Here is a 24764-nt window from a genome sequence, read left to right as displayed (position 1 = left end):
AAGCGTGGGAATCAAAGATTACGAGAATGACAAACTTACGTACTGAAAAGTGCGCTTGCAGCCTACAACTCTATCTCTTGAAAACCTACGCGCTCACTCTGCGCCTTTCAGTAGTACAAGTCAAGCTGTGTTGACAACCACTGTCAGGCTCGAATAAACGAAATTCAGTATACGACAGTTTCCAGAAATAACACGCCTTTCGTCGGATTTTTTGCATAGCCTTGCAAGCGTTGTTTCAGGCTGCGGGCTCGGTCCGCCGATACGGGTAGACATCAATCACCTGTCCGTCTTCTATCTGGCGTTGCAGCCCCTTCCAATAGCTGGCGTCAAACAAGTCTCCGTGCATTTTGAAAAAGCGCCGACGGTGGTTGATGTCGGCAAACAGAAACACCGGAAATTCTTCAGGGAACACATCATTGGGCGCCACCGAGTACCAGGGTTCGGAGGACATTTCCTGTTCCGGATACATCGCCTCGGGGATGACCCGAAAGTTAACTTCGGTGAGGTAACTGATCTCATCGTAATCATAAAACACTACGCGGCCGTGGCGGGTTACGCCAAAGTTCTTCAGCAACATGTCGCCGGGGAAGATGTTGGCCGCGGCAAGCTCCTTGATCGATTTGCCGTAATCGAACAGGGCTTCCTCGGTCTGCGCGTCGCTGGCGCTCTCCAGATAAATGTTGAGGGGCGTCATGCGGCGCTCGGTCCAGCAGTGCCGAATCAGGATCACATCGCCTTCATCCACCACGGTCGAGGGTGCTACCTCGAGCAACTCTTTCAGGCAATCAGGATCAAAGCGCTCGCGCGGGAAGCGGAAGTCGGCAAACTCCTGGGTATCGGCCATGCGACCGACGCGGTCGTGCCGCTTCACCAGGCGATATTTTTCGATGACGGTGGCGCGGTCTATGTTCTTGGACGGGGCAAACTTGTCCTTGATGATCTTGAACACCGTATTGAAGCCGGGCAGGGTAAAGACGCTCATTACCATGCCACGCACGCCGGGCGCCATGATGAAGCGATCATCGCTATTGGCCAAGTGCGCGATCAGCGCGCGATAGAACTCGGATTTGCCCTGTTTGTAGAAACCAATCGCCGTATAGAGCTCGGCGATATGCTTGCCGGGTAGCAGGCGTTTCAAGAAGGCGACCATTTCGCTGGGTACCGGCGCCTCCACCATGAAGTAGGAGCGTGTGAAGGAAAAGATGATAGAGACTTCGGACTCATCGGTGATCAGCGTATCGACACAAATACCCTGGCCTTCACGATGCAGCAGCGGCAGTACGAAAGGCCATTGCTCATGCTGGCTGATCAGTCGGCCAACCAGATAGGCGCCCTTGTTGCGATAGAACACGCTTTGCACCACTTCGACGGTGAGTCCATGATCCATCTGGGCCCAATCCGGCAGGCCCTGTTGTAACTCAGCCACAATCATCTGGGTATCGCGTTCAAGGTCTTCCCAAGGGGTGTCGAAACTGAATTCGCGCAGTATCTGGCTTGCCAGGTTCTCCAGTGAACCGTCGGAAATGAACCCGCGGGTCAGTGCATTGCGCGACGGCGGGCGTGACAGCGGACGGGTGCTATGCACAAACATGGTTTCATCGCTGATCTGATCATGCTGGTGCAGGCTGGTGAAAATCGAGTTGAACCAGGTTTCGGCCAGTTCGTCGTCGAACCGGGTCTCAATCGCACTAATGTAGGCGCGGCGGATGTCTGGCCAGTTACTTACATCAGTGACTGCAGTGCCGGCTGGTGAGGCGACCAGTTCGTTGGCAGTGCGATGCACCTGATCTTCATAGGCGTTGATACGCTGAGTGGAGGCTTCCTGAATATCGTTCCAGCGGGCCTGTTCAAACCGCGCACGGGCACCGGCGGTAAGCTCACGGAACTGGTCACGATAGCGATCAAAGCCGTCGAGCATGTGCTGCACAATCAGATCGGGGGAGTAGGACATTTAACCAAGCCTGTTACGGGGAAACTTCCCCGCAGCATAGCCAGTCTGCGCCTGATGCGGAAGCGCTGCGAGTGGGCAGGCCGCCAGGCCGGAGAAGGCGAGGCGGCGCGCTGGGTTACTGTACGTTTTCCTGCTCGCTGAACATGTCGGCAAACAACATGGTAGACAGGTAACGCTCACCGGAATCCGGCAGGATCACCACGATAGTCTTGCCCTGCATCTCGGGTTCTTCGGCCATGCGCACGGCAGCGGCCATGGCGGCGCCACAGGAAATGCCGCACAGAATGCCTTCTTCGCGCATCAGGCGCAGGGCCATTTCCTTGGAGAGTTCGTCGCTGACCTGCTCTACGCGGTCTACCTGGCTGAGGTCGAGGTTGCCAGGCACAAAGCCGGCGCCGATGCCCTGAATCTTGTGTGGGCTGGGTTTGACGTCATCGCCGGCCAGCGTCTGGGAGATGACCGGCGAGCTGCTGGGCTCAACTGCGACTGAAATAATCTGCTTGCCGCAGGTCTGCTTAATATAGCGGGAAACCCCGGTGATGGTGCCGCCGGTGCCTACGCCGGCCACCAGCACGTCGATGCTGCCTTCGGTGTCGTTCCAGATTTCCGGGCCAGTGGTCTTTTCGTGAATACTCGGGTTGGCTGGGTTCTCAAACTGTTGCAGTAACACGTACTCGTCCGGATTTTGCTCGGCGAGTTCGCTGGCCTTTTCAATCGCACCTTTCATGCCCTTGGCGGGCTCGGTGAGTACCAGTTCGGCGCCGAGCGCCTTGAGTACCTTGCGCCGCTCCAGACTCATTGACGCAGGCATGGTCAGCACCAGCTTGTAGCCGCGGGCGGCGGCAACAAATGCCAGGCCGATACCGGTGTTGCCGGATGTGGGTTCTACGATGGTCATACCGCTTTTCAGTTTGCCGCTGGATTCGGCATCCCAGATCATGCTCGCCCCAATCCGGCACTTTACCGAGTAAGCCGGGTTGCGGCCCTCGATCTTGGCCAGGATGGTCACGCCTTGGGGGCCGAGTCGATTGATTCTCACTAGCGGCGTATTGCCGATGGCCTGTGAATTGTCTGCGAAAATGCGGCTCATGCGAGAGCTCCTTGTGGGCAGTGAAGGTGGTGGGTGACTACCGAATACAGGTCAATCAGCCTATGCCTGGCGGGAATATCCGTCAATCGAGGTGAACTGCGCTGGGTTGCGAGGGTCAATCCGGTATGAATCGAAAAAGTCGTTATCTTCTGGGTTTTTTTGTGCTGCTGGCGGTGTTGCTGCTGGCAGTACATTTGTTGCTGCCGATTGTCGTCAAGGACGTGCTGAACAAGAAGATGGCCGACATGGGCGATTACCGTGGCCATGTTGAGGATGTCGATATCGTCCTGTGGCGCGGCGCCTACCGTATGGAAGGTCTGAATATCGTCAAGGTGGATGGCAATACACAGGCGCCTTTCCTCAAGCTACCGGAAACCAACGTCAAAATTCGTTTGCGGCCTTTCTGGAGCAACGGCGTGCTGGTGGCGGAAATGGAAGTAAACCAGCCGGAACTCAATTTTGTCGATGGTGACAGCGAGGAGCAGAAGCAATCCGGTACCGGGGTGGATTGGCGCGAGAAGGTGCAATCCATTCTGCCGGTACGCCTGGACCGGGTAGACATCAATCAAGGCGTGGTTGCCTTCCGTAATTTCAACTCCGAACCGCCGGTCAACCTGTATATAAATGAGCTTGATCTCACGGTGCTCAACCTGACCAACGCCAAGCAGCAAGAGGGCGCGCGTGATGCGACGGCCGAGGGCACCGCGCTGTTTCTGGGTCAGGCGCCGATTGAGGCCTCGGCCAGTTTTGATCCGCTGGTACGTATGGAAAACCTCGACTTGCGTCTGCGCATGACCGATCTGGAATTGCCGCGGCTTAACGAGTTTGCCTCAGCGTATGGCAAGTTCGATTTCAAGGCCGGCACCGGCGATCTGGTGATCGAAGCCAAGGTGCGCGACAGCCAGTTGACTGGCTACGTCAAACCCTTGCTGCGCAATGTCGATGTATTTGACCTGGACCAGGACGTGCGAAACGAGGATAAGGGATTCTTCCGCGGCCTATGGGAGGCGGTAGTGGGCGGTGGTCAGCAAGTGCTGCAGAACCAGAAGCTAGATCAGTTCGCGACGCGCGTGGAACTCTCAGGAAGTATCGACCAGGCTGATGTCAGCCCTTTGCAAGCGTTTTTCGGCATCTTGCGAAACGCCTTCGTCGAAGCCTTCACCACGCGATTCGAGCAGGTTCAGGACGACCGCTGAGCCGCCGAAGTCGCTGCGCTTTGGCGATCTCGTCAATAGTAATGACGCCGTATCATTCAAATCTTGAATCCTCTCCCTTCGTTTACAGCCCGATTGCCTGCACGCTATAGTTTCTGACTACCCATTTATCCTCGTAACGCCTGGTCTAACCGGGCTTCGGCCCAAGGAATATCCGATGAAGTTTGAAGGCACTCAGTCCTACGTCGCTACCGACGACCTGAAATTGGCAGTCAACGCCGCCATTACCCTGGAACGCCCGCTGCTGATCAAGGGCGAGCCTGGCACAGGTAAAACCATGCTGGCCGAGCAGTTGGCCGAATCCATGGGGGCCAAACTCATTACCTGGCACATCAAATCGACCACCAAGGCGCATCAAGGGCTGTATGAGTACGATGCGGTCAGCCGTCTGCGTGATTCTCAGCTGGGCGTCGACAAAGTGCATGACGTTGCCAACTACATCAAGAAGGGCAAACTGTGGGAAGCCTTCGAATCTGAAGAGCGCGCGATTCTGCTGATCGACGAGATCGACAAGGCCGATATAGAGTTCCCTAACGACCTGCTGCAAGAACTCGACAAGATGGAGTTCTTTGTTTACGAAACCAATCAGACGATCAAGGCCAAGCAGCGCCCGATCATCATCATCACCTCCAACAACGAAAAAGAACTGCCGGACGCCTTCCTGCGCCGTTGCTTCTTCCATTACATCGCCTTCCCCGATCGCGAGACCATGAAGAAGATCGTTGATGTGCATTTCCCCAAAATCGAAACGCACCTGCTGTCCGAAGCCATGGATATTTTCTTCGACGTGCGCAAGGTGCCCGGCCTGAAGAAGAAGCCCTCTACTTCCGAACTGGTTGATTGGCTCAAGCTGCTGATGGCTGATCAGATCCCCGAGGCTGTGTTGCGTGACCGCGATCCGACCAAGGCGATTCCGCCGCTTTACGGTGCGCTGGTCAAGAACGAGCAGGATGTGCAGCTGCTCGAACGCCTGGCCTTCATGACCCGCCGTCAAAACCGCTAAGGAAAGTCGGCCGGCCAACGCCCGCCGTGCATTCGCAGAGCCCTCGCGCCGAGACTGGTTTCGGTGCCCGGGTTCAACGCTGACCACAAGGCTGGCGGGTTTATCGCCGTAGTCGTCTTTCCCTGATTGGGAGGTGCCCATGTTACTGGGCCTGTTCAATGAAATGCGTGCAGCCAAGGTGCCGGTATCGGTGCGCGAGTTGCTCGATCTAATCAATGCATTGAAGCACCATGTCGTGTTTGCCGACATGGACGAGTTCTACTATCTGGCGCGCACCGTAATGGTCAAGGACGAGCGTCATTTCGACAAGTTCGACCGTGCCTTTGGAGCCTACTTCAAGGGCCTGGAAAATCTCGACCAGCTGATTGAAGCGATGATCCCCGATGACTGGCTGCGCAAGGAGTTCGAGCGCATGCTGAGTGACGAGGAGCGGGCAAAGATCGAATCTCTGGGTGGGCTGGATAAACTCATCGAAGAGTTCAAGAAGCGCCTCGAAGAGCAGAAGGAACGCCACGAAGGCGGCAATAAATGGATCGGTACCGGTGGTACCAGCCCGTTTGGCTCAGGTGGTTACAACCCCGAAGGCATTCGTGTGGGTGACGCCGGCAAACGCCAGGGCAGGGCAGCCAAGGTATGGGATCAGCGCGAATACAAGAACCTGGACGACCAGGTTGAACTGGGCACGCGCAACATCAAGGTGGCACTGCGCCGTCTGCGCAAGTTTGCGCGTCAGGGCGCGGCAGATGAGCTGGATATCGACGGCACCATTGACCACACCGCCAAGGATGCCGGCTTGCTGAATATTCAGATGCGACCGGAGCGGCGCAACGCCGTCAAGTTGCTGCTACTGTTTGATATAGGCGGCTCAATGGATGCGCACATCAAGGTTTGCGAAGAGTTGTTCTCGGCGTGCCGTACCGAGTTCAAGCATCTGGAGTACTTCTACTTCCACAACTGTATTTACGAATCGGTGTGGAAAAACAACATGCGCCGTACCAGCGAGCGTACTTCCACAGTGGATCTGCTGCACAAGTATGGCCCGGACTACAAGGTCATTTTTGTCGGTGACGCCGCCATGGCGCCCTACGAGATTACCCAGCCCGGTGGCAGCGTGGAGCACTGGAACGAGGAGGCGGGCCACGTCTGGATTCAGCGCTTTACAGAGAAGTACAAGAAGCTGATCTGGATCAACCCGTACCCGCGTGATGCCTGGGACTACACCACCTCGACCAAGATCGTGCGCGATCTGATCGAAGACCGCATGCACCCGCTGACGCTGGAAGGTCTGGAGGAGGGCATGCGTTATCTGAGCAAATAGCGGCGCGGCGGTTGCCGAGAGCTACAAGCCCTCATCGCAAGCGACAAGCAAAACTGGCAGCTTGCGATGGCGGGGATGATGGCAAACAGCTGCGTTATCACGCTGCTTGCTTGCTGTTTAAAAGCTGATCGGCGGCAGCGCGGGCTGTGGGATGGCGGTTTTTTCCGTAGGCGCCATCACCGTCGCCACGCCGTCGACAACCTGCTTGCCATCCTGGTTGAACACCCGGGTGGCAATCTTCACGCGGTTTTTCGGCAATTTCTCCAGTACCTCCAGCTCAATGCTGATGGTGTCGTCCAACCGCACCGGGCGCAGAAAGCTCATTTCCTGGCCGATGTAGATAGTACCGGGGCCCGGCAGCTCGCAGGCGATGGTCGCGGAGATCAGCGCGCCGGAAAACATGCCGTGGGCAATGCGACCCTTGAACGGGGTGTTGGCAGCAAAGGCCTCGTCCAGATGCACCGGGTTAACGTCGCCCGACACCTCGGCAAACAGAATCAGGTCGCGCTCCTTGACCAGATGATCAACACGGACGCTGTCGCCCACAGTGAGTTCGTCGTAGGTACGGTTTTCAAGCATTTTCATCAGTCGGCTTCCCTATGCTGTCGAGTGAAAGCGTGGCCATGATCCAGTCAAGCGTCTCGCGGGTAACCTGCTCCCGGTTGATTTCGTTGAACACCTCATGGCGCGCTTGTGGGTAAAGCCGCAATTCTACCTGCTTGAGTTGCGCTTGCTGCAAGCGGCTTTGCAATTTACGTAAGCCATTGCCGGCACTGACCGGGTCCTGATCGCCTCCGATGATCAGGACGGGCAGATCGTGTCTTATCTTGCGCAGTTGCTTTACATCGGCGATACGCAGCAGCGTGGTAAACAGACCATGCCAGTAATCTGCGGTCAGGGTGAAACCACACAACGGGTCGTTTACGTAGGCATCAACCTCAACGGGGTCACGGCTGAGCCAGTCAAAGTCCGTGCGGTTTGGCGTGAAAGCCTTGTTGAACTGCCCGAAACTGAGCTTGCCAAGGGTCTGGGCCGGCGCATCGTCAGCACGCAGCGTACGCTCTATTGCTGCGGCGAAACGGCCTACTCGGCTGAGTGTAGGAGGGTGCGCGTTGCTACCGCTAAGGATGACCGCGTCCACCAGTGCTGAGTGCTGCAACAGCAAGCCCTGCACCAGATAGGAACCCATGCTGTGCCCCAGAAGTACCAAAGGGGCGTCAGGCTTGCGCTTGCGTATCGCAGCCAACCATCGCCGCAGGTCCTCTTCCATGGCAGGCCAGCCGCCCGGTAGTTGCCCTGGCCGGGCTTGCGCAGCTGGCCCGTGGCCACGGAGGTCCGGAGCATACACGCTGATGCCCTGCGCGTTGAGTACAGCGGCCAGGCGGGCGTAGCGCCCGCCGTGTTCCGCCATGCCATGGCAGATCAGCACGCTGGCGCGAGAGGGGGCTTGCGGGTGCCATTGACGTAGCTGGTCAAGGTCAGGTGTTTGGGTATTAGCGGTGCTGGCGGCATTCATGCGGGCTGTTATCCTGATTGTTGTTATGGGTGTAAACGGAGCAAGCCTGGCGCTGACTGCCCGCCAGTGGAGCCAGGTATTCACAAACCAAATGAAACATATCTGCAGTTTGTATTTCCCCAAGCAGCTGTTAGTTTTGGGATCTTTGCGCGACGGCGCAGGTAACGGCGTTGGTCGGCGCCTGTCAGCAGTCAGAGCAGCTTATAACAAATGCACCAACGGGAAAGAGGATAAAAATAATGGACGCTTCGTTCTGGGACGACAAACGGCCAGCCGGCATCCCGGCTAGCATTGACCCCGCACAGTACACATCGGTCATAGATGTCTTCCAGCAGGCCTGCCAGAAGCACAGCGATCGTCCTGCCTTCAGTAATATGGGTGTAACCCTCAGTTATGCTGATCTGGATCGCTACTCTGCCGCGTTTGCCGCTTACCTGCAGCAACACACCAGCCTGCAGCCCGGTGACCGTATTGCCGTGCAGATGCCCAACGTACTGCAGTTCCCGATTGCCGTATTTGGTGCCATTCGCGCCGGCCTGATTGTGGTCAATACCAACCCGCTGTACACCGCGCGGGAGATGCGTCACCAGTTCAAGGACTCCGGTGCACGTGCGCTGATCTTCATGAACGTATTTGGTCATCTGGTGCAGGAAGTACTGCCAGACACCGACATCGAGTTTCTCTTCGAAGCCAAGATTGGCGACATGCTGCCGGGTCTCAAAGGGGTTATCACCAATGCGGTGGTCAAGCACGTCAAGAAGATGGTGCCGGCTTATCAGCTGCCGCAGGCAATCTCCTTCAAGAAAGCCTTGCAGCGTAGCCAGGGACAGCGCCCGACGGCGGTCAGCAAGACGCTGGATGATGTGGCGGTGCTGCAATACACCGGCGGTACTACCGGCGTTGCCAAGGGCGCCATGCTGACCCACGGCAACCTGGTGGCCAACATGCTGCAGGTGTACGCCAACATGCAGCAGCTCGACAAGGACGGCAACAAGATCACCAAGGACAGTGGCGAGGTCATCATCGCGCCGCTGCCGCTGTACCATATCTTCGCCTTCACCGTGAACTGTATGTGCATGATGATCGCCGGTCACCACAACGTGCTGATCACCAACCCGCGCGACATTCCCGGTTTCGTCGCCGAGCTGACAAAGTGGCCGTTTTCCTCGGTAGTTGGCCTCAATACCTTGTTTGTTGCGCTGATGGACCATCCCGAGTTCGCCAATATCGATTTCAGCCATTTGAAAAGTACCGGCTCCGGCGGCACGGCGCTGGTCAAGGCGACGGCGGAGCGCTGGGAGAAAAAAACCGGCTGCAAGATCGGCGAAGGCTATGGCCTGACTGAATGTTCCCCGGTGGTGACTGCGAGCCCGGGCGATGGCCTTTCGCGTATCGGCACTGTGGGTCTGGCGGTTGTTGGCACAGCGCTGAAAGTGATCGACGAGCAGGGCGCGGAGCTGGGCATCGGTGAGCGTGGCGAGCTTTGTGTGAAGGGGCCGCAGGTGATGAAAGGCTATTGGAACCGGCCGGAAGCAACTGATGAAGTGCTGGACGCCGACGGCTGGTTCCACACGGGCGACGTTGCGATTATCGACGCCGATGGTTTTGTATCCATTGTCGACCGCATCAAAGATCTGATCATCGTGTCCGGCTTCAACGTCTACCCCAACGAAATTGAAGACGTGGTGGCCGCGCATCCCAAAGTGGCCAATGCCGCTGCCATTGGCGTGCCGGATGAAAAGTCGGGAGAGGCGGTCAAGTTGTTTGTGGTGGCCAACTCGCCCGATCTGACAATAGACGAACTGAAAGCCTATTGTCGTGCCAACTTCACCGGTTACAAGGTGCCCAAATACTACGAAATGCGCGAGTCGCTACCCATGTCTGCTGTGGGCAAGATTCTGCGCCGCGAGCTGCGTGACAAGGAATAGATAACCCGCTAAAGCTGACTGTTCGGTCAGCCTCCTGTCGCCTGACAACACCCGTAGTCAGCGCCTTTCAGCTGATTCCGGGGGTGCTGGTCTGCCCCCGGAAAAGCTGCTAGTCTTCCGGCTCTTCGGCCGCAGAAATAACGATATTTTATAAATCTGCGTCGAAATGCGTGCATCGGCACGGTAAAACCATAAGACAACAGCGCGGCGTATCACGGCCGACTGCGTTCAGGAGCGGGCATCCATGCTTGAAAATTTCTGGAAAGACAAATATCCAGCGGGCGTTGACTCAGAGATCAACCCCGATCAGTACCCCAATATTCTGGCTGTGCTCAAAGAGTCCTGCCAACGCTTTGCCAACAAGCCCGCCTTTACCAATCTTGGCAAGACCATTACCTACGGTGAGATGTACACCCTGTCTGGTCACTTTGCCGCTTACCTGCAAAAACACAGCGGTCTGCAGCCCGGCGATCGCATCGCCGTGCAAATGCCGAACGTATTGCAGTATCCGATCGTCGTCTTTGGTGCCATGCGCGCCGGTTACGTAGTGGTCAATACCAACCCGCTGTATACCCAGCGTGAAATGGAACACCAGTTCAACGACTCGGGCGCCAAGGCGCTGGTCTGCCTGGCCAATATGGCGCATCTGGCGGAACAGGTGGTGCCGAAAACCGGCGTGAAGCAGGTCATCGTGACCGAAGTGGGCGACATGCTGCCGCCGCTGAAGCGTTTTCTGGTCAATACCGTCGTCAAACACGTCAAGAAGATGGTGCCGTCCTATTCCATCCCGGGCATGGTCAAGTTCAATGACGCCATGGCCAAGGGCCGTGCCTTGTCCTTCACTGAAGCCACGCCCGCCGCCGAAGATCTGGCTGTGCTGCAATACACCGGCGGCACCACAGGGGTTGCCAAGGGCGCGATGCTCACGCACCGCAACCTGGTGGCCAACATGCTGCAGGCCAAGGCGCTGATGGGCTCCAACATGATCGACGGTGAAGAGGTGATCATCTGCCCGCTGCCGCTCTACCATATCTACGCCTTCACCTTCCATTGCATGGCCATGATGCTGAGCGGTAACCACAACATTCTGATCACCAACCCGCGTGACCTGGATGCCTTTGTCAAAGAGCTCTCGCAGCATCGCTTCACCGGTTTTGTCGGTCTGAATACGCTGTTTGCCGGCCTGTGCAACAACGCGGCTTTCCGCGCGCTGGATTTCACCGGCTTCAAGGTCACGCTGTCCGGCGGCATGGCGCTGCAACTGGCCACGGCCGAACGCTGGAAAGAGGTAACTGGCAGCCCGGTATGTGAAGGCTTCGGCATGACCGAAACCAGCCCGGTCGCTACGGTCAACCCAATCAGTGATATTCGCTTGGGTACCATTGGTATTCCAGTGCCTTCAACGCTGTGCAAGGTAATCGACGAAGACAACAACGAGTTGCCGTTGGGCGAGCGCGGCGAGCTGTGTGTCAAGGGCCCGCAGGTCATGAAGGGCTACTGGCAGCGCAAGGAAGCCACCGAGGAAATCCTCGATGACGAAGGCTGGTTGAAGACCGGCGATATCGCCATCATTCAGGAAGACGGCTACCTGCGCATCGTCGACCGCAAGAAAGACATGATTCTGGTCTCCGGCTTCAACGTCTACCCCAATGAGCTGGAAGACGTTATGGCCGCTATTCCAGGTGTTGCCCAGTGCGCTGCCATTGGTGTGCCGGATGAGAAATCCGGTGAGGCGATCAAGGTCTTCCTGGTCAAGAGCGCGGATGCCAACCTGACCGAAGCCCAGGTCAAGGAACACATGCGCAGCAACCTGACGGCCTACAAAGTGCCCAAGTTCGTCGAGTTCCGCGACAGTCTGCCCACCACCAACGTAGGCAAGATTCTGCGCCGTGAACTGCGCGATGAAGAGCTGAAGAAACTGGCCGGCTAATCGCCTGCAATCACGCGCGCATTTTTGCGACAATAAAGCCCCGCCTGGCTGGTCCCGGCGGGGTTTTTTCATGCCACAGGAAGCTCCATGCCCGACTCAGAGATGCGCAGCCCCGATTTTTCCAGCGTCATGGCGGCTGACCGCCAGCGCCTGCAACAACAGTTTCGCAAACTGAGCGGTGCCGGCCAGGTCAGCGCCAGCGGCGACTGGGTCAGGCGCTTCGAGGCGTCAGCTGCCAGGGTTGCCGCGCGCTCGGCCAGCATTCCGTCCATTCGCTTTGTCGACAGCTTGCCGATTGCCGAGAAGCGCGAGCAGATCAAAGCCGCTATTGCCGAGCACCAGGTGGTGGTTATTGCCGGGGAGACTGGCTCGGGTAAAACCACCCAGCTACCGAAGATTTGTCTGGAACTGGGGCGTGGCACCCGCGGCCTGATCGGCCACACTCAGCCAAGACGTCTGGCAGCGCGCAGTGTCGCCAGCCGTATCGCCGATGAGCTGGGTACGCCTCTGGGCGAACTGGTGGGCTACCAAGTGCGTTTTACCGACCAAAGCTCGGACAAGACGCTGATCAAGCTGATGACCGACGGTATTCTGCTAGCCGAGACGCAGAATGATCGCTTTCTCAACCGCTACGACACGCTGATCATCGATGAGGCGCATGAGCGCAGCCTGAATATCGATTTTCTGCTGGGCTACCTGAAGACTATCCTGGCCAAGCGGCCAGACCTGAAGGTAATCATTACCTCGGCGACCATTGATCTGGAACGCTTCTCGCAACACTTCAATAATGCCCCCGTGATTGAGGTCTCCGGCAGAACCTACCCGGTCGATCTTTGGTATCGCCCGCTCACCGCGGAGCAGGACGAAGAGGGCAACGCCGTAGAGGAAGACCTGAGTATCGATCAGGGCATCGTCTCTGCCCTGCGCGAAATTGCCGATCACGAACGTGCGCAGCGGCAACCGCCGGGTGATGTGCTGATCTTTCTGCCGGGCGAGCGCGAGATTCGCGATACCGCTGACTATCTGCGCAAGGCCAATCTCAAACATACCGAGATTCTGCCGCTCTACGCTCGGTTGTCAGCCGCCGAGCAGCAGAAGATTTTTGCTTCCCACGCCGGGCGTCGGGTGGTGCTGGCCACCAACGTCGCGGAAACCTCGCTGACGGTACCTGGGATTGTCTATGTGATTGACCCGGGCGAAGCACGTATCAGCCGCTACAGCCCGCGTTCCAAGGTGCAACGTTTGCCTGTCGAGGCGGTCTCGCAGGCCAGCGCTAATCAGCGCAAGGGTCGCTGTGGTCGCGTTGCGCCGGGTATCTGCGTGCGCCTCTACAGTGAAGAAGACTTCAACGGTCGGCCGGCATTTACCGATCCGGAGATTCGTCGTACTAACCTGGCGTCGGTCATTCTGCAGATGCTCAACCTGCGTCTGGGGCGCATCGAGGACTTCCCCTTTATCGAGCCACCAGACAGCCGTGCCATCAGTGACGGTTTTACCTTGTTGCAGGAGCTGGGCGCCGTAGACAAGGCCGGTGGCATGAGCGAGTTGGGCCGCCAGCTGGCGCGCCTGCCAGTCGATCCGCGGATCGGCCGCATGCTGCTCGAAGGCGCGCAACAAAACTGCCTGCATGAGATCGCCGTGATTGCCAGTGCGCTGGCCGTGCAGGACCCGCGTGAACGGCCGCTGGAAAAGCAGCAAGCCGCCGACCAGGCACATGCGCAATGGGCCGACGACGCTTCCGACTTTGCCGCCTTCCTGAACCTGTGGGCCGGCCATGAGCAGCAACGTCAGGCGCTGACCCAGGGCCAGTTGCGTAGCTGGTGTCGGCGCAACTTTCTCAATTATCTGCGACTGCGCGAATGGCGTGAGACGCACCGCCAGATTCGCCTGACCTGCCGTGATCTGGGTCTGAAAGAAAACGAACAGGCCGCAGGCCACGAGTCCATCCACAAGGCGTTGTTGTCCGGGCTGCTCAGCCACTTGGGTAACAAGACCGAGGAGGGAGATTATCTGGGTGCACGGCAACGGCGCTTTCTGCTGCATCCGTCCTCTGCGCTGGCGAAGAAAAAGCCTGCCTGGGTCATGGTGGCCGAATTGACCGAAACCCGGCGTCTCTACGGTAGGCTGGCGGCCAAGCTCGATCCCCTCTGGATAGAACCGCTGGCCAAGCACCTGACCAAGACCAGCTACAGCGAGCCGCACTGGGAGAAAAAGCGCGGGCAAGTGGTAGCGTTCGAGCAGGTAACGCTCTACGGCCTGATCATAGTGCCGCGGCGCAAGGTGCACTACGGCCCAATAGACCCGGTGGTGTCGCGCGAGTTATTTATTCGCCATGCGCTGGTGGCGGGTGAATGGCATGGCCGCGCTGCGTTCAACAAGGCCAATCAACAGCTGATCGGTGAGCTGGATGAGCTGGAAGCGAAATCGCGCAAGCGCGACATCGTGGTAGACGATGAAACCCTGTATCGCTATTTCGATCAGCACTTGCCCGCCGATATCGTGCAGTTGGCCAGTTTCGAGCGCTGGCTGAAGCGTACCAGCCAGCAGCAGCCCAAGTTGCTGCACATGACCCGCGATGATCTGCTGCAGCGCGAAGCCAACGACGTTAGTGCCGACCTTTATCCTGACCTGCTGCGCTGGGAGTCTGCCGCGTTGCCGCTCAGTTATCACTTTGAGCCAGGGCATCCGGCTGACGGGGTAACGGTGAGGATCCCCGCGTCCTTGCTGCGCCGCATTCCTCCGGCCCGCCTGGAGTGGTTGGTGCCTGGGCTATTGTTCGACAAGTGCGTGGCACTGGTGCGTGGCCTGCCCAAGGCGCTGCGCAAGAACTTCGTGCCTGTGCCGGATTTTGTGCGCGCGGCGCTGGAGCGCATGCCGTTTGGCGAGGGTAGTCTCACTCAGGCCCTGGGCCGGGAACTGACGCGCATGACCGGCGTACGCCTGGATGAACAGAATTGGCATGACATCGCGCTGGAAGATCACCTGCGCATGCGTATCGAAGTAGTTGACGCCGCTGGCGAGGTGATCTGCAGTGGGCGCGACTACAGTGCCCTCTGCGGAGAGCTGGAGGGCCGCCCTATGGAGCCGGAGCCGGCCAGCAGCGCCGTGCAGGAATCACCTGAGAATGCTGAGCCGGCAGGCAGTTATGCCTTGGCCGAAACGCAGGTGCGCAAGCAGGCGGGCATTGCCGTGCAGGTCTATCCAGCCTGGGTGGAGCAGGGCGAGGAGGTGGTGGAGCAGTTGTTTGATGTGGCGCAGATCGCCGCCCAACAGCACCGCAAGGGCGTGCAACGCCTGTTGCTGCAGGCGCTGCCGGAGCAAGCCCGGCTGGTGCGACAGAGGAACCAGGCATTGAAAGACGCCGCCATCTATTACCGTGATCTGGGCACGGCAAAACAGCTGACCGAAGACGTGTTGCTGGGCGCGGTTGATCGGGTTTTTCTGCTTGAGGGCGAGCCGCTGCCGCGTGCCCCCGATGCGATCAAGGCCTTGCTTGAGCAACGCCGTGCAGACTGGGTGCCAGCTGCGGAGCAATTGGCGCAGCAAGTGCTGGCGATCCTCAAGCAGTGGCACGGCCTGCGTAAACGCTTCAAGGGTAAGGTTGAACTGGCCCACGCCATGGCCATGAACGATGTGCGCGATCAACTGGCCAAACTGATTTACCCTGGCTTTGCTCGCGAGGTACCAGCCCAGTGGCTGGCACAATACCCGCGCTACCTCAGCGCCATCGAGCAACGGCTCGACAAGTTGCCGGGCCAGGTGCCGCGTGACCGCGCCTGGACCGATGAGCTGCAGGGTTTTCAGCAGCAATATCAGGCGCTCACTGACAAGTGGCAACGCGAGGGCCGTTGGGACAGCCAGCTGGATGAATGGCGCTGGATGCTGGAGGAATACCGGGTGTCGCTGTTCGCTCAGCAGCTCGGCACGCGCATGCCGGTTTCGGCCAAGCGACTGGCCAAACTTTGGCGCGAAATCACAGCTTGAAGCGCCATTGCTCGCTACACTGCCGAGCCAACAACCACTCAACGCAAAAGGATGGCCGGTGGAAGACCCCGCGATGGAAAGGCTCAGTCTGAATCTGGACTCGGTCGAGCTGCAACTGCGCTGCTTTGCCGGGTCGCCGCAGCGCGCCGTGGTTCTGCTGGTACACGGCGCGCTGGAAGACGGCAGGGTGTTCCACCCGCGGAGAGACCAAGGCCTGGTGGGCGTGCTGACGGCAGCAGGGCACAGCGTTTATGTGCTCGATTTGCGCGGTCATGGCGCGAGTCAACCCAGGCTGCAGGACGCGGCGGCTGAGGTTACCCAGCACCGAGTGATTACCGAAGATTTGCCAGCCGCGCTGGCGCTACTGCAGGAACGCCATCGGCAACAACCGCTGTTTGCCGGCGGCCATGGCTGGGGCGGTGTTTGGTTGGCCAGCGCGCTGATTCGCCGCCCGGATTTACTGGCAGGGATCGCTGGTCTGCTGCAGTTTGCCGTGCGCCGAGGGCAGCGGCATGGCGGCCTGTTTACCCGCTTCGCCAGTGCGCTGTTCTGGCGGCGCCTGCTGCCGCTGCTCGGCCACGCCAAGGGCCTGATTCCGGCCCGCGCCATGGCGCTGGGGTCCGCGGATGAATCCACTGCCATCTATGCAGCCAATCTGGCCTGGATGCGCGGTGAATGGCGTGATCTTGAGGATGGATTCGACTATGCTAGCGCGATAGCGGAGCTGGCGTGGCCGCCAAGTTTGTATCTTGCCGGCGAAACGGATCGTCAACAGGGGCATATCGGCGATGTTCGTGACTTTGCCCGCGAGCTGGGCCCACACGACGCGCAGATTGTCCTGTTGCAGAAGGGCCAGGGTTGTTCTCGGCGCTACGGCCACAATGATCTGCTGACTCACCCGCAGGCGGAGGTCGATCATTTTCCGCTGGTATTGAGTTGGCTTGAGCAACACCTGCGCTAGTATCTGACGCATAGCTGATTAGTATCTGAAAAGTAGAGTGGTTTACTGGTTGTAACGCGCCGGCGTGCAGTAGACCGCGTCCATAACATGAGAAGAGGACCGACCGTGCACAAAGTCGTGATCAGCGGAACAGGTTTGTACACCCCCACAGAAAGCATCAGCAACGAAGAGCTGGTGGAAAGCTTCAATACCTATGTCGCGCAGTTTAATGCCGACAACGCCGCCGCTATCGAAGCCGGTACCGTTGAGCCGCTGGCCGGCTCCAGTACCGAGTTCATCGAAAAAGCTTCCGGCATCAAAAGCCGCTATGTGATGAACAAGAGCGGCATTCTAGACGTTAACCGCATGGTTCCGGATATTCCCGAGCGCAGTAACGATGAGCCTTCGCTGCTCTGCGAAATGGCCGTCAAGGCCGCGCATCAGGCGCTTGAAGCGGCCGGTCGCACGGCCGCCGATATCGACGCCGTGATCGTCGCTTGCTCCAATCTGCCACGAGGCTATCCCGCGCTGGCGGTTGAAGTGCAGGAAGCGCTAGGCATCGAAGGTTTTGGCTTCGACATGAACGTCGCCTGTTCGTCTGCCACCTTTGGTATTCAGAACGCGGTCAGCGCCGTGCAACTGGGCCAGGCCCGGGCGGTGCTTATGGTCAACCCGGAAGTTTGCACCGGGCACATGAGCTTCCGTGACCGTGACAGCCATTTCATCTTTGGTGATGCCTGCACCGCCGTGGTGATAGAACGCGCCGACCAGGCGGTTTGCGAGCACCCCTACGAGATTCTCGGCACCAAGCTGCTGACCAAGTTCTCCAACAACATCCGCAACAACTTCGGCTTCCTTAACCGCTGTGACGAGGAGGGCGTCGGTAAGCCAGACAAACTTTTTGTACAGAATGGTCGCAAGGTATTCCGTGACGTTTGCCCCATGGTGGCCGAGCTGATTGGCAACCATCTGCAGGAAGTAGGACTGAACGTAGAAGACATCAAGCGCTTCTGGCTACATCAGGCCAACCTGAACATGAACATGCTGATTGCGCGCAAGCTGCTGGGGCGTGACCCAAGTGCCGAGGAGGCACCGGTGGTACTCGACAAGTACGCCAATACCAGCTCAGCCGGCTCGATCATCGCGTTCCACCAGAATCAGGCCGATCTGCCCGTGGGCAGCCACGGGGTGATCTGCTCGTTCGGCGCCGGTTACTCCATCGGCAGTGTCGTGGTACGCAAGCACTGATGCCACTGCCCACTGCGCGGCTGCTGCGCCGGTGACTGAAGAGCAATTGCTCGCCGGGTTGCGCGCCGGCCACCAGGCGGCCTACGCCGCCCTGGTTACGCAGTATCAGGGGGCTATGCGCGCCGTCGCCATCGCTATCGTCGGCAGCAGTAGCGCCGACGAGGTGGTACAGGACAGCTGGCTTGCGGTGGTGCGCAATATCGACGGTTTTGCCGAGCGCTCCAGTCTCAAGACCTGGTTGCTGACCATTACCGCCAATACCGCCAAGACCCGCCTGAAAAAACAGCGCCGCGAAGTGTTTATCGATGACCTTCGCGGCCCGCACGGCAGCATAGACAACGATCGCTTCCAACCGGACGGCCATTGGCAGCAAGGCCCTGCCGGGTGGCACAGCGACTCTCCCGAAGCGCTGCTGGATGCGCAGGAGCTGCGTGATTGTCTGGAACACACCCTCAGTAGCCTGTCGGAATTGCAGCGCAGCGTATTGCTGTTGCGCGACCGCCAATGCCTCGAATTGGAAGAAATCTGTAACCTGCTCGACATATCGCACTCTAATGTTCGAGTGTTGTTGCACCGTGCACGCTTGAGCGTTTTTGCGACTTTGGAGCATTTTGAGGTAACCGGCGAATGTTGACGTGTAGGGATCTGGTGGCACAGTCCAGTGACCTGCTGGATGGCGAGTTGAGCCTGCGGCAGCGCATTTCCGTGCGTGCGCACCTGGCAATCTGCTTTCGTTGTCGCCGTTTTATTCGCCAACTGCGAGTCAGCCAGCGGGTGATTCGCCAACTGCCGGATGCTCCTGTTGCAGAGCTAGATACCCTGCTGCGTGCCATGGCTGCACAGCAGCGGAAGAAGGGCGCCGCAGCCGATCACGATGGCCCGCAATAACCGCCGCGAAGAAAAAAATCACTTTTTTGTAACCGTAGCGACCGAGCCTGGTCTAGTTTGGTGAGAGGGCAGTTCCTGTCCTCATTACAAAATGGAGATTGACCATGAACAAACTCAATACCGCTATCGTTACTCTGGGCGTAACGCTGATGGGCGCTGGCGCCAGCGTCAACGCTGCAGACAATCCGTTTGCCGTAGAAGAGCTGCAAAGTGGCTATAACCTGGCCGACAACCATGGCGAAGGTGACATGGAAGGCAAGTGCGGCGAGGGCAGCTGTGGCGAAGACAAGGGCGAGAGCAAGGGCGAACGCGAAGGCAAGTGCGGTGAAGGCACTTGCGGTAGCTGAGCAATGACGATTCCCCACGCTTTCGGCGTGCAGGGCGCAGGCCTGGGTCTGCGCCGCAGTCTGCTGAATGAGATCAATGCCGGCCCGGTATCCGGGGCCGACTTTCTTGAAGTAGCGCCGGAAAACTGGATCAATCTGGGCGGTCGCTTTGGCCGCCAGTTTCGTGCGCTAACTGAGCGCTACTCCTTCGCCTGTCACGGCCTGTCGCTCAACCTGGGCGGCCTGGCGCCGCTGGATCAGCGCCTGCTGGGCGATATAAAGCAGTTTCTTGATACTCACCACATCGATGTTTATAGCGAGCACCTGTCGGCCTGCGCCGATGACGGTCAGCTCTACGATCTCATGCCTGTGCCTTTTACCGACGACACCGTGCGGCGTATAGCGGCGCGTATCAAACAGGTTGAAGACGCGCTGGAAAGGCCCTTGATCATTGAAAACGTGTCGGCCTACGTCTGCTTTCCGGGCGAACTGGATGAGCCTGGCTTCGTCAACGCGGTATTGCAGGAGGCCGATTGCCAGTTGCTGCTGGACGTCAACAACGTGCTGGTCAACAGCATCAACTTTGCCACCGATGCCGAGCAATATATCCGTGCCATGCCCAGTGAACGTATTGCCTACATGCATGTAGCCGGTCACTTCGATGCCGAGCCGGACCTGAAAATCGACAGCCACGGCGCCGCTGTCATCGATCCGGTCTGGCAATTGCTGCAATTGGCTTACCGGCAGCACGGTGTCAGGCCCACCTTGCTGGAGCGCGACTTCAACTTTCCTCCCTTGGCGGAACTCTACGCGGAGGTCGAGCATATTCGCACGCTGCAACGAGCCGCCGCGCCGCAGGCGCTGCGCGCATGAGCGCGGTCGATCAGCAACGCGGTTTTGCCGCCAGGGTGCGCGCGCCCGAGCGCGCCGCCTTGCCTGAGGGTGTGCCGCCCGCACGCGTGGCGGTGTACGAGCGGTTGTTTTACCAAAGCATAGAAAGCTTCGTGCGCGGAACCTTCCCGGTAGTGCATAGCCTGTTACCGGCGCCGCGCTGGCGCGAGCTGGTAACCGATTTTATTGCCGAGCATCACTGCCGCTCGCCGTACTTTCTGGAGATCGGGCAAGAATTCATCCAGTGGCTGCAACAAGGTTATCGTGCGCAAGCGGATGACCCTCCATATCTGCTGGAGCTGGCGCATTACGAATGGCTGGAGCTCGCGCTGGATACCGCCTGCGCTGAGCTGCCAGGCGCGGCAGAGCAGGGCAGCACGTTGAGTCTGCAGAGCAGTGTTCAGGTATCGCCGCTGGTGTGTGCCCATGCGTATGAATGGCCAGTGCATCGAATTGGCGTGAATTTTCAGCCGCGCAACAGGCCGGAGCAACCGACCTGGCTGCTGGTCTGGCGCGACCGCCACGACAAGGTGCGTTTTATGCAGCTGACGGCCTTCACTTATCAGTTGCTGGCTGAACTGGATAGCGGCGCGCAGCGCATCGAGAAGTTGCTGACCAAGGTAGCCGCGCAATGCGGATTAGCCTGCGACCACGTTTTTCTCGGCAACGGGCTGCAGCTTTTGAACGCCTGGTTTACCGACGACATCCTGCTGCCCGGTGACGTAAAACCTAGCTGACAATAATTCTGGATTGTTTTCCTATCTTACTGATTTAGCGATATTCCTCTTCTGCTCTTTTTTACCGCAACCTGCGCGAGCCCAGGTTGCGGTAAAAAGTTCCTCTGTCATCGAATGTTCATCTTCGCGCAACTGATATGAAATATAGCGCTGCCAAGATTCCCTCCAACACCGGGCCTGATGCCACATGGCGGCCCAAATGTGTTGTTTCACTGTCAACGCAAAAACACAAATGAGGGAAGACTCAATGACACTGCGTAAGCAACTTGCCGGATTCGCTATCAGCGCCCTGGCAGCCGCTGTATCCATGCAAGCCGTAGCCGGTACCGTGACTACCGATGGTTCCGATCTGGTACTGGGCACCAAGAGTGGCCTGACCCTCGACGCCTCTGACAAGTCTTTCGGTTTCAAGTTGGGCGGTCGTCTGCAAGCTGACTACGACAGCTTCGACGGTCTGTACACTCGCAACGGCAACGCTGCCAACGAAGCTTACTTCCGCCGCGCCATTCTGGAACTGTCTGGCTACGCGTTCACTGACTGGCAGTACACCCTGAACTACAACTTTGCCAACGAAGCAGGCGGCGGTGATTGGGATGAAGCCTCCATTGCCTACACTGGCTGGAAGCCGGTCAGCATCAAGGTCGGTCGTTTTGACCCCGATTTCGGTTTGGAAAAAGCCACCAGCTCCAAGTGGATCACCACCATCGAGCGCTCGTCCATCTATGATCTGGCCAGCTGGGTCAACGATCGTGACAACGGCATGGGCATCCAGCTGCAAGCCAAATTGGCTGACAGCTTCTACGGTTCTGCTGGTCTGAATCAGCCTGAAGACTCTAACGACGAAGACGGTCAGGACGACGTTCAGATGAACCTGCGTGCCGTATTCGCCCCGATGCACGAAGCGGGCAACGTACTGCACTTCGGTATCAATTACGCCGACCGCGGCACCGACAACAGCGACGGCCGTCTGCGTTCACGTCTGAACGTTCGCGGTGTTACTGAAGATACTTCTGCCAACGCCAACGGCCGTCCTTTCGACACCGGCGGAGTGGCTGACGCTTACGAGAACGACACTGCCTGGGGCCTGGAAGCCGCCTTCGCAGCTGGTCCTTTCTCGATCCAGAGCGAATACATGCGGGTCAACATCGACGCTCAGAGCGGTTCTGGTCGCGGCGATCGTGAAGCCACCGGTTACAACGCACAACTGGCCTGGACCATCACTGGCGAAGCGCGCGGCTACAAGCTGGGCAAGTTTGACGCGGTCAAGCCGTCCAACTCGCGCATGGGTGCCTGGGAAGTGGTTTACCGCTACGACGATATCGAAGCTGAAGAATCCGGCTTTGGCAGCACTGACGCACAGACTCACACCCTGGGTGTGAACTGGTACGCCAACAACAACGTCAAGGTCATGCTGGACTACATCATGGCTGAAACCAGCGATCCGTCTTACAACGGTGCTGGCGTAGACGACAGCGGCGACGCCATCTCTGCCCGTCTGCAGTACGCGTTCTAAGCTGTTAGCAACAAAGATCTGCTCCTGATTTGAACCCCACTTCGGTGGGGTTTTTTTTGCCCGATAAAAAAGTGGCAGCGCTTGGGCCCGATCACTTTTCTGAGTATGGAGCGCTGCCTTACAGGTGCAACCAGCTTAGTAGTCGGTGGTTTTCTGCTCGCTGGGCATGGCCCACAGGTGCGCCGCCACCAATGCCCGGTAAGGGCTGAAAGTCGCCAACCAGGCTGCAGTCTCGCGCTGATCAGGCGCGGCCTCCAGCGCCAACAGACGTTGCAGACGTTTGCGTACCACCACGTCGCCGTGCAGCGAGCCATCCAGCAGACCGAAGCCGCGCAGCAATATGTAACTGGCGGTCCAGGGGCCAATACCCCGCAGGGCCAGCAGGTCGGCAGGCAGGCGTTGTGCTGCGGCTGTGTCCAGTGTTGCTGTCTGTTCCAGCGGCAGCTGGCCGGCCAGGGTTTCCTTGGCCAATAGCTGCAATGCAGCGACTTTGCTGCGCGACAGACCGCAGGAGCGCAATTGGGCCTCGTCCAGCCCGGCCAGGATGGCGGCGTCTGGGTGACAGAGCAGGCCGCTGCTGTGGGTTACCCCAAAGGTCTGGATCAATCGTCGGCGATTGGAGGTCGCCGCTTCAACGCTGATCATCTGGCCGATCACTGCCCAGCAGGCCGCTTCAAAGGGAAGGATGGCCTGCGGTATGCGTAAGCCCGGATTGGCCTGGAGCAGTTCGCCCAGATGTGGGTGCTCGGCATAGCAACGGCTGAAACTCTCTATCGGTTGGGTTAGCCCCAGCAGGCGAGCTGCCCAGTCGCCCAGCGCCGCTTCAGTCAGTTCGACTGGCGCGTCGCTGTGCAGGCTGATGCGGGCGGCAGGCAGCGGTGAAAAGTCGATTACCAGGCGACTGGGCACGCCGCGGTACAGTAGGGCCTTGTAGACAGCGCGCTCGTTCACGCGCTCAGCAAGCTGCTGGCCGTCACGGCGGTAGAAGCGCTGCACATCATCCACGCGAAAGTCGCCAGGCAGCGCTAGCGTGGTGCGGATGCGAACGCCGTGGTTCAGGTCATGCATCAGCAGATTCCCGGGCCTCACGCGTCAGTAATTGCTGTTTACGTTCCAGCCCCCAGCGATAACCGGACAAGGCTCCGTCACTGCGTATCACTCGGTGGCAAGGTACCAGCAGGGCCAAGGGGTTGGCCGCGCAGGCGCCGGCGACCGCGCGCACCGCGTTGGGCGCATTCAGGCTGATGGCGACTTCGCGGTAGCTGCGCGTCTCACCAGGCGGAATGCGCTGCAATGCCTGCCAGACGCGTTGTTGAAAGGCGGTGCCGCGAATATCGAGCGGCAGCTTGATGCCGGCGTGCGGCTGCTCGATCAGTTGGATCACCGCGCTCAGGCTGTCGTGCAAGGCAGCGTCCTGTTGCAGGCAGGCCGCTGCCGGAAAACGCTGGTGCAGGTCTGCAGCGAGTTGTTGAGGGTCATCACCCAGAAGAACGGCGCAGATACCCTTGCTGCTCATCGCTACCAGCACCTGACCAAGCGGGCAGGGCGCGATGGCGTAGGTGATCTGCTGCGCACGACCACCATCCCGGTAGCTCGCGGGTGCCATTCCGAGCGCCGCCTGGTTGTAGAGTGTGCTGCTGGAGTCGAAACCGGCAGCGTAGGCGGCCTCGGTAACGCTGGTGGCTTGGCTCAGGCCGGCCTGCAAGCGCTGCTGCCGTAGGGCGCTGGTGTAGGCCTTGGGCGTAATGCCCAGCGTCTGTTTGAACAGACGGTGCAGATAATGGGGACTGAGCTGCGCGTGCTCGGCCAGTTGCTGCAGGTTTGGCAGGTGCTCGGTCCGCTGAATCCACTGGCACAGCTCGGCAATGCGCTGTTGCTGGTGCTCCTGAGGGGATGCACCCGTGGGGCGGCAACGCTTGCAGGGGCGGAAACCGGCTTGTTCAGCTGCCGCCGGATTGTCGAAGAAACGCATGTTGTCACGCCGCGCCTGACGGGATGGGCAGCTTGGGCGGCAGTATACGCCGGTGCTGAGCACCGCATAGATGAACTCACCATCGGCTGCGGCTGAGCGCGCTACCACCGCCTGCCAGCGCAGCTCATCAGTATCTGCAGGGGCGAGATTGGGAATCCCTGGGCTGGTCGCGCTGCTGTTGTTTGCTGCCTTCATGTTCATCTCACAAACTGGTCGAGTGAAGTCACAGCATGCCAGCCGCTTACGTTTGGCTGCATCGCATTTCTTGCGCTCGAATCCGAATTAATTCGTGCCGCGGGTAAATCAGTTCGGCAA

Annotated in this window: 20 protein-coding genes; 14 read left to right on the top strand and 6 right to left on the bottom strand. The window is 58.8% G+C overall.

Going from position 1 to position 24764, the window contains the following annotated elements; translation table 11 throughout:
• Positions 1–235: 235 nt before the first annotated feature.
• Both aceK and cysK read right to left on the bottom strand, forming a co-directional pair.
• The gene (gene aceK, locus BLU26_RS03395) at positions 236–1951 is read right to left on the bottom strand and encodes a bifunctional isocitrate dehydrogenase kinase/phosphatase (RefSeq protein WP_092283855.1); all 1716 of its coding nucleotides are present in this window, start codon (positions 1949–1951) and stop codon (positions 236–238) included.
• A 115-nt stretch (positions 1952–2066) separates the two neighbouring features.
• Entirely contained in the window at positions 2067–3041 is a 975-nt protein-coding gene (cysK, locus tag BLU26_RS03390; RefSeq protein WP_092283853.1) for a cysteine synthase A, read from the bottom strand.
• Between the two features lie 125 nt (positions 3042–3166).
• Between cysK and BLU26_RS03385 the strand changes: the two genes are divergently transcribed.
• The 3 genes from BLU26_RS03385 (at position 3167) to BLU26_RS03375 (ending at position 6576) form a co-directional block, all read left to right on the top strand.
• Positions 3167–4237, top strand: coding sequence for a DUF748 domain-containing protein (locus tag BLU26_RS03385; RefSeq protein WP_092283851.1), 1071 nt, complete (start codon positions 3167–3169; stop codon positions 4235–4237).
• Between the two features lie 175 nt (positions 4238–4412).
• The gene (locus BLU26_RS03380) at positions 4413–5258 is read left to right on the top strand and encodes an AAA family ATPase (RefSeq protein ID WP_092283849.1); all 846 of its coding nucleotides are present in this window, start codon (positions 4413–4415) and stop codon (positions 5256–5258) included.
• Between the two features lie 139 nt (positions 5259–5397).
• Positions 5398–6576, top strand: coding sequence for a vWA domain-containing protein (locus BLU26_RS03375; RefSeq protein ID WP_092283847.1), 1179 nt, complete (start codon positions 5398–5400; stop codon positions 6574–6576).
• 117 nt (positions 6577–6693) lie between these two features.
• Here BLU26_RS03375 and BLU26_RS03370 read toward each other — a convergent pair whose 3' ends face one another.
• Positions 6694–7161 (bottom strand): MaoC/PaaZ C-terminal domain-containing protein, encoded by a 468-nt coding sequence (locus BLU26_RS03370; RefSeq protein ID WP_092283845.1) that lies wholly within the window; start codon positions 7159–7161, stop codon positions 6694–6696.
• On the bottom strand, positions 7148–8092 hold the full coding sequence (locus BLU26_RS03365) for an alpha/beta hydrolase (protein WP_092283843.1): 945 nt from the start codon (positions 8090–8092) through the stop codon (positions 7148–7150). Before BLU26_RS03365 ends, BLU26_RS03370 begins: the two co-directional genes overlap by 14 nt.
• A gap of 239 nt (positions 8093–8331) precedes the next feature.
• Here BLU26_RS03365 and BLU26_RS03360 point away from each other — a divergent pair, with 239 nt between their 5' ends.
• From BLU26_RS03360 to BLU26_RS03310, 11 genes are all read left to right on the top strand, one after another.
• Entirely contained in the window at positions 8332–10020 is a 1689-nt protein-coding gene (locus BLU26_RS03360; protein ID WP_092283841.1) for a long-chain-fatty-acid--CoA ligase, read from the top strand.
• A 244-nt stretch (positions 10021–10264) separates the two neighbouring features.
• Positions 10265–11950, top strand: a complete 1686-nt coding sequence (fadD1, locus tag BLU26_RS03355; protein ID WP_092283839.1) for a long-chain-fatty-acid--CoA ligase FadD1 — start codon at positions 10265–10267, stop codon at positions 11948–11950.
• Positions 11951–12037: 87 nt separating this feature from the next.
• Complete coding sequence (gene hrpA / locus BLU26_RS03350; protein WP_092283837.1) at positions 12038–15934, top strand: ATP-dependent RNA helicase HrpA; 3897 nt, start codon at positions 12038–12040, stop codon at positions 15932–15934.
• Positions 15935–15992: 58 nt separating this feature from the next.
• The gene (locus BLU26_RS03345; RefSeq protein WP_092283835.1) at positions 15993–16895 is read left to right on the top strand and encodes an alpha/beta fold hydrolase; all 903 of its coding nucleotides are present in this window, start codon (positions 15993–15995) and stop codon (positions 16893–16895) included.
• Positions 16896–17000: 105 nt separating this feature from the next.
• Positions 17001–18122 (top strand): beta-ketoacyl-ACP synthase III, encoded by a 1122-nt coding sequence (locus BLU26_RS03340; protein WP_092283833.1) that lies wholly within the window; start codon positions 17001–17003, stop codon positions 18120–18122.
• 31 nt (positions 18123–18153) lie between these two features.
• Entirely contained in the window at positions 18154–18756 is a 603-nt protein-coding gene (locus BLU26_RS03335) for an RNA polymerase sigma factor (protein ID WP_092283831.1), read from the top strand.
• Positions 18750–19010, top strand: a complete 261-nt coding sequence (locus BLU26_RS03330; protein WP_092283829.1) for an anti-sigma factor family protein — start codon at positions 18750–18752, stop codon at positions 19008–19010. The genes BLU26_RS03335 and BLU26_RS03330 overlap by 7 nt, the downstream gene beginning before the upstream one ends.
• A 104-nt stretch (positions 19011–19114) precedes the next feature.
• The gene (locus tag BLU26_RS03325; RefSeq protein WP_092283827.1) at positions 19115–19357 is read left to right on the top strand and encodes an HvfA family oxazolone/thioamide-modified RiPP metallophore; all 243 of its coding nucleotides are present in this window, start codon (positions 19115–19117) and stop codon (positions 19355–19357) included.
• A 3-nt stretch (positions 19358–19360) separates the two neighbouring features.
• Positions 19361–20209: an HvfB family MNIO-type RiPP peptide maturase gene (locus BLU26_RS03320; RefSeq protein WP_092283825.1), complete on the top strand. Its 849-nt coding sequence runs from the start codon at positions 19361–19363 to the stop codon at positions 20207–20209.
• Positions 20206–20964, top strand: coding sequence for an HvfC family RiPP maturation protein (locus BLU26_RS03315; RefSeq protein WP_092283823.1), 759 nt, complete (start codon positions 20206–20208; stop codon positions 20962–20964). Before BLU26_RS03320 ends, BLU26_RS03315 begins: the two co-directional genes overlap by 4 nt.
• Before the next feature lie 247 nt (positions 20965–21211).
• Positions 21212–22477: an OprO/OprP family phosphate-selective porin gene (locus tag BLU26_RS03310; RefSeq protein ID WP_092283821.1), complete on the top strand. Its 1266-nt coding sequence runs from the start codon at positions 21212–21214 to the stop codon at positions 22475–22477.
• 135 nt (positions 22478–22612) lie between these two features.
• Here the strand turns inward: BLU26_RS03310 and BLU26_RS03305 are convergent, their stop codons facing one another.
• Together BLU26_RS03305 and ada are read right to left on the bottom strand one after the other, a co-directional pair.
• Positions 22613–23545, bottom strand: a complete 933-nt coding sequence (locus tag BLU26_RS03305; RefSeq protein ID WP_092283819.1) for a DNA-3-methyladenine glycosylase 2 — start codon at positions 23543–23545, stop codon at positions 22613–22615.
• Positions 23538–24644, bottom strand: a complete 1107-nt coding sequence (ada, locus tag BLU26_RS03300; protein WP_092288346.1) for a bifunctional DNA-binding transcriptional regulator/O6-methylguanine-DNA methyltransferase Ada — start codon at positions 24642–24644, stop codon at positions 23538–23540. The genes BLU26_RS03305 and ada overlap by 8 nt, the downstream gene beginning before the upstream one ends.
• Positions 24645–24764 lie beyond the last annotated feature (120 nt).

Source organism: Halopseudomonas sabulinigri (assembly GCF_900105255.1).
GTDB classification, from domain to species: Bacteria; Pseudomonadota; Gammaproteobacteria; order Pseudomonadales; family Pseudomonadaceae; genus Halopseudomonas; species Halopseudomonas sabulinigri.
The sequence above is the reverse complement of the archived record's forward strand: the minus strand, read 5'-3'. Positions and strand labels throughout refer to the sequence as shown.